Annotated in this window: 3 protein-coding genes; 2 read left to right on the top strand and 1 reads right to left on the bottom strand. The window is 48.2% G+C overall.

Annotation, left to right across the window (positions count from 1 at the left end):
• Window positions 1-469: 469 nt before the first annotated feature.
• Window positions 470-2,128 (top strand): HAMP domain-containing protein, encoded by a 1,659-nt coding sequence (locus J4G02_11645; protein ID MCE2395230.1) that lies wholly within the window; start codon window positions 470-472, stop codon window positions 2,126-2,128.
• A 72-nt stretch (window positions 2,129-2,200) separates the two neighbouring features.
• On the opposite strand, the gene rpiA is transcribed toward J4G02_11645, so the two are convergent.
• Complete coding sequence (rpiA, locus tag J4G02_11640; protein MCE2395229.1) at window positions 2,201-2,872, bottom strand: ribose-5-phosphate isomerase RpiA; 672 nt, start codon at window positions 2,870-2,872, stop codon at window positions 2,201-2,203.
• Between the two features lie 175 nt (window positions 2,873-3,047).
• Between rpiA and J4G02_11635 the strand changes: the two genes are divergently transcribed.
• Complete coding sequence (locus tag J4G02_11635) at window positions 3,048-4,781, top strand: ABC transporter ATP-binding protein (GenBank protein MCE2395228.1); 1,734 nt, start codon at window positions 3,048-3,050, stop codon at window positions 4,779-4,781.
• The last annotated feature ends 299 nt before the right edge of the window (window positions 4,782-5,080 follow it).

The following is a 5,080-nucleotide window of genomic DNA, read 5'->3' as shown; positions in this document are numbered from 1 at the left end:
GCCAACCCCCTAAATCCCCCAACCCCCCTAGCCCCCCTTATCAAGGGGGAAACCGTTATCAGGGGGACTTTGGAAACTTTGCGTAGGTTAGAGTTATTGGTACATGTCTACTTATTTAGGAGTTACGCAGTTGGGTGCTCAACCCCTTGTAGTTCGGCGATTTATCGCCGCTAGACACCCTTCTCAACCCTGGTCTCGGAACGGACGTCCGATGAATCGGGCAACTACGATAGAGACACCATCACAAAGTTCGTAGGGAACAACGATCCTCCGTTCCGAGAGTCCGAGAGTTGGTCCCTACTGAAGTGTGTAAGTCCTATTATTTTTAGAATTCGCTATAATTCACAAACCATCAATGATCTTTACTATCAATAAAATCCATCATAAGATCTTCCTCACTTATAGTTCTGTATTCCTTATCATAATTATAGGAATCTTTGTGGTCGCACGTGTTGGAGTCGTACGGACTTTGGATAATCAAATTCAGGCGAAAGCCCAAGAAGTCAAAACACGACTCACCCACACGATAGATCTGCTGCGCCACGATATTGAGGAAAAAGTTCAGCGCGAAATCAAGGACTGGCGTGTCGTTCAAGCGATTCGCAATCGTGAGCCGTATCCGCCTAGTATCACTGATAGTGTGATGGATATCTTAGAATATGGAACCGACGAGGGTATCATCACTGCAAGTAAAGTGGGAAATGATGAACGTCATTCTCTTGACTTGCGGCATGGTGAACAGGATTTGGAAGCGTTAGATCTGGCACGAAAATCGAAGCTAGAACCAGCGTCGAGGCTCCGAACATCTGAAGCAAGGGCGACAATCGAGATAACATTGCCAATTCAAGCGGAGGGTAATTTTTTGGGATTTGTTACCGGCGGCTATTTTTTACACGAACATCTCAGTCAAGTCCTAAAGGATCTGACACTCCACCCGATCTTTCTCAAAGAAGGTCCTCGCCTTGTATCGCTGAACGCACCTAGTGATACAATCCCAAAGTACCAGCGAGAATCGCTGCTAGTGCTTGCAGATGACACAAATCAGATTGAGCTAATAGATGTGCCGCACAGCGTCAGTCGTATCCCAATTTTAGCCTCAAATATTGAGACATCGGTTGAAACGCAGCAGCAACCCCAATCCGTTGGGCCGGAGCTGATTCTCGCATATTCCCATCGAGATCAAATTGAATTACAGCAGCAGCTTATGTCTATCCTACTTATCATCGGTGGGGTTGGACTGATTTTGGTATACATTGTCAGTTATATCGTTGGGCTTCAAATGACAAAACCGATCAATCAGTTAGCGGCGGGAGCGGCTGAAATTGCGTCAGGGAACCTTGAACAGCAGGTCGCCCTCCAGAGTCGAGATGAGATTGGTAGATTGGCGGGGGCTTTCAACCAGATGACGGCAACCCTGAAGACGAGTCTAGAGAGACAGCTCGCTGCCGAGCGACGTGCAGCATGGGGAGATGCTGCCCGTTGGGTTGTCCACGAGATTAAGAACCCGCTATTTCCAATTCGGCTTTCAATTGAAAACCTGCAGCGAGCCTATCGAAGTGGGGACACGCGACCAACGAGGTTTGATGGGATTTTTGTGCAATGCACCGACATAGTTATCGAAGAGGTGGAACGCCTACAGCGACTGGTGGATGAGTTCGATCAGTTTGCGCGAATGCCCACTCCTAAACGGGAGCTATCTGATCTCAATCCGATCGTGCAGAGCGTGGTGAACCTATACGCGGAATCCGTTGAGAACATTCAGATTAAGGGAAATCTTGCGCCCAATCTCCCTCGTCTCTCGCTTGATTCGGAGCAGATTACGCAGGCGTTGGGGAATCTGATTAAGAATGCGATCGAAGCGATGCCTGACGGAGGGACACTGAACCTTTCGACTCAATCGGTAAGTGAGGGACAGATTCAGGTCAAGGTCCAGGACACGGGCATCGGTATGTCATCAGAGACGCTATCACAGATTTTTGAACCCTATTATACAACAAAGGATACAGGCACAGGACTCGGTATGGCGATTGTTCGGCGTATCATCACCGATCACGATGGGGAGATTTTCGTCGAGAGTGAAAAAGGAGTTGGTACGACTGTTTCGATTGAATTGTTTCGTGAAACGTGATGCGTAAAAAATTGATTCATTGGTGTCTAATCTACAGAGTTCATATCAGAAGAATGTGTAACACGCTCGGTTTTATTCCTGGCGCTTTAAGGTCTGGACTCCTGACGCAGCACCGATAATGACCTGATCGGTGCGGTTAATGAAAAGGCCGTTGTCAACAACGCCGGGGATATTATTGATGATACGCTCAGTAGTGACTGGATCGGGAATGCCGTCGAAAACGCAGTCCAAGATATAATTGCCGTTGTCACTAACAAAACCGGGACGCAGGGTTGCGTCTCGGCAGATCCGGTTGAGTGCAAGTTGGGTTGAACCCCAGCCAAAAGGGACAACCTCCACCGGTACAGGGAAATTGGAGCCTAATTGTTCTACTTGCTTTCCTTCGTCAATGATGATGATTAATTGTTTGGAGGCGTGGGCAATGATCTTCTCTCGGACTAATGCTCCGCCCGCTCCCTTGATGAGATCGAGGGTAGGATTGACTTCATCCGCACCATCAATGGTCAAATCAATCACAGGGCGTTCCCCAAGGGTTGAGAGCGCTATCCCCTGTTGAGTCGCGATTTCTTCCGTCTGTTTGGAGGTTGGAATTCCGATGATATTGAGCCCGCTCCGAATTTTTTCGCCGAGTTTTAGCAGCGCGTAGTAAATTGTTGAGCCTGTGCCGAGCCCGACAATCATGCCGGATTCCACTTCTTCGACAGCCTGTTCTGCCGCGAGTTGTTTCAGTTTTTCTGTTTCCATATTTTCTCCTGATAGGGATTTGTCCCGGTAAATCGAGACTAACAACCTTTTACCTTGAATTGCTTATCCGTGCGCTGTTTCTAATTTTAACACCTCACGGGATGGTTTTCTACCGAAATTGTTGCGTCTCACGTATGACATCATACACATTACGACCACGTAAGGATAACCGCAAATGAATCTATACCTCCGCCTGTTGAGTTACGTTAAGCCGTACTGGAAAAGCACAATTGTCTCACTAATAGCAATGTTGGTTGTGTCCGTTGGCAATCTTGTCCCAACATGGATTGGAGGGAAGATTGTTATTGATGAGGTGATTGTACAGCGGGATATCAGTCGCTTACACTGGATTGCGCTTCTGCTGCTTGGCATCTATCTCGTAAAGAGTATCGGGGTGATGTTGGCAGAGTGGCTGTCCCACGAAATCGCTGAAAAGATTATCTACGATATGCGGACGCAGATCTATAGTCACTTGCAGAAACTGTCGTACCGTTTTCACAAGGACAGCACTACCGGCGACCTGATGTCACGCGTGGTGAATGACATCGACGCAATGCGAGATATGCTCGCTCACACCATACACATATTCACCGTGCAGGCATTGACCTTTATCGGGATTGCTATCATACTGAGTGACATGCACTTAAAAATGGCGATCCTGACCCTCGTTCCAATTCTGATTTTGGGACCGTTGATTGTCCACTTCGGTATAAAGCTACGTCTCATTTCCCGTGATGTGCGTGCAGAGCTTGCGGAGGTCAACGCTCGTTTGCAAGATAACCTTTCGGGCATCTTTGAGATCCAAGCCTTCGCCCGCGAACCCTATGAGGAAAAGCGGTTCATCGCCCGATGTGCGGATTACCGCAACTCAATCATCCGAGGCATACGTCTGTGGGCGCGACTGAATCCCGCCGTGCAGTTTTTGCTTGGCGCGAGTTACACATCGATTCTGTGGTACGGCGGTTGGCAGATAATCAACGGATCAAGCGACATGACTGTTGGGCAATTGTTTATTTTTCTCGGATTTCTGTGGCAACTGTTTGTCCCGATTCAGATGGCAAGCCATGAAAATGAGCGGTTGCAGAAAGCCCTCGCCGCAGGCGAACGGATGATGGAACTATTAGATACAGCACCTGAAATTAAAGATGTTCCGAATGCTTGGACGGGTAAGGTTAAAGGGGAACTTTTGTTTGAAGATGTTTCGTTCAGGTACACGGACGAAGATGTCTTGACAAATGTGCACCTCAAAATCCGACCGGGCGAAACAATCGCTTTTGTCGGTCCCAGCGGTGTCGGCAAAACGACGTTAGTCGGCCTGGTGCCGCGATTCTACGATGCAACCGGTGGGCGGGTGAAGGTTGATGGTGTCAGTGTGCGAGATTGGCAAATTCAGGCGTTGCGGCGTCAGATTGGGCTTGTTCCACAAGAGACGTTCTTATTTAACGGCACAGTTGGAGAGAATATCGCCTACGGCAAGCTGAATGCAACACAGATGGAAATTGAAATGGCGGCGAAATCTGCCAATATCTACGACTTCATCATGAGCCTACCAGATCGCTTTGATACCGTCGTTGGCGAGCGCGGGATGCGCCTTTCCGGCGGGCAGAAACAACGGATCTCGATTGCGCGCGCCATTCTGAAAGATCCGCCCATCCTCATCCTCGACGAAGCAACTTCCTCTGTTGATACGGAATCAGAGCAACTGATCCAGCAGAGTTTGGTGAATCTACTGCACGGACGTACCACGCTGATCATCGCTCATCGACTTGCGACCATCAGATTTGCAGATCGAATCGTCGTATTGGCGGACAATCGAATTGTTGAGCTTGGCACACACGTCGAGCTGCTTTCGCAAAATGGTCTATACGCACGGCTTTACAAAGCGCAGTTTGGGGACAAGGGCTCGTAGCTTTGAAATCCTGGCTCATGTGAAAAGAAAGTGCAAAATGATCGGAACGTGAAACGTGATGCGTGAAACGTAAAAACTATTATGGTAGATTTTAGAATTACTTAGACATTACAGATGAGCACTTAACCCCCTAACCCCCCTCATCAGGGGGGAATTACTGATGAACGTCTACTTATTTTATCAAAATCTTCCAATCTAAACCCCCGTCTTTTAATGCGGGGATACAGATTGGCTCCTTGTGTCAACGTCTACAAACGGTTGAACTTGTAGGTAAAATTGGGACTATCCATGACCGTGAT

This window comes from Candidatus Poribacteria bacterium (assembly GCA_021295755.1).
Taxonomy (GTDB): Bacteria; Poribacteria; WGA-4E; order WGA-4E; family PCPOR2b; genus PCPOR2b.
The sequence above is the reverse complement of the archived record's forward strand: the minus strand, read 5'-3'. Positions and strand labels throughout refer to the sequence as shown.